This window comes from Kitasatospora sp. NPDC048298, assembly GCF_043201465.1.
Lineage (GTDB): Bacteria > Actinomycetota > Actinomycetes > Streptomycetales > Streptomycetaceae > Kitasatospora.
This window is the reverse complement of record NZ_JBICYZ010000181.1, coordinates 1-1,160: the sequence shown is the minus strand read 5'-3', so window position 1 is coordinate 1,160 and position 1,160 is coordinate 1. Positions and strand designations below refer to the sequence as shown.

The window sequence follows — 1,160 nt, the reverse complement described above, 5'->3', positions numbered from 1 at the left end:
CTAGTGTCCTGCGCCGGAGATCCATCGTTAGATCTTGCATGAGCTCTTCTCCGGACGCGCCGCTGCGTCGTCGAGGTCCCAAGTTGGAGCCACTGCTCCTCTCCGTCGACGAGCGGACGGAGTTGGAGCGGTGGACCCGGCGGGCGACATCGGCGCAGGCACTGGCTTTGCGGTCGCGGATCGTGCTGGCGTGCGCGGGTCCCGAGGTGCCAGCGATCGTCGCTGTCGCAAGGGAGTTGGGAGTCACCGCCGACACCGTGCGCAAATGGCGGCGGCGCTTCCTCGCCGAGCGGTTGGACGGCCTGGTCGACGAACCGCGACCGGGCCGTCCGCCCACCATCGCGGTGGAGGAGGTAGAGGCCGTGGTCGTGGCGACCCTGGAGGAGATCCCGAAGAACGCCACGCACTGGTCCCGCAGTTCGATGGCGGACCGCAGCGGCCTGTCCAAGTCCACCATCGGGCGGATCTGGAGGAAGTTCCAGCTCAAACCCCACCTGACCAGCACGTTCAAGCTCTCCACCGACCCACTGTTCGTCGAGAAGGTCTACGACGTGGTCGGTCTCTACTTCAACCCGCCCGAGGGCGCCGTGGTGCTGTCGGTCGACGAGAAGTCCCAGATCCAGGCCCTGGACCGCTCCCAGCCAGTACTGCCGATAATGCCCGGCATGCCCGAGCGCCGCACCCACGACTACCTGCGCAACGGCCTCACCACCCTCTTCGCCGCCTTCGACGTCACCACCGGCCAGGTCATCAGCTCCCTGCACCGCCGACACCGCGCACAGGAGTTCAAGAAGTTCCTCGTCAAGATCGACCGAGAGGTCCCCGCCAGTCTCGACATCCACCTCATCTGCGACAACTACGGCACCCACAAGACCCCCGCCATCAGGGCCTGGCTGGCCAAACACCCCAGGTTCCACCTGCACTTCACCCCGACCGGCTCCTCCTGGATCAACCAGGTGGAACGCTGGTTCGGCTTCCTCGCCGACCAGATGATCCGCCGCGGCGCACACAAGAACGTGCAGGCCCTCGAAGCCGACATCCGCCGCTGGATCAGGAACTGGAACGAGGACCCCACACCGTTCACCTGGACCAAGACCGCCGACGAGATCCTCGACTCCCTAGCGCGCTTCTGCCGACGGATCTCCGGCGCAGGACACTAG

General features: G+C 66.1%; 1 protein-coding gene. It reads left to right on the top strand.

Annotated elements, in window-relative coordinates; translation table 11 throughout:
* Nucleotides 1-38: 38 nt before the first annotated feature.
* Entirely contained in the window at nt 39-1,160 is a 1,122-nt protein-coding gene (locus ACGF0D_RS44335) for an IS630 family transposase (RefSeq protein ID WP_392926281.1), read from the top strand.

Coding starts and splice junctions, on each gene's coding strand:
- ACGF0D_RS44335 (WP_392926281.1), top strand. CDS start 39: ATGAGCTCTTCTCCGGACGCGCCGCTGCGTCGTCGAGGTCCCAAGTTG.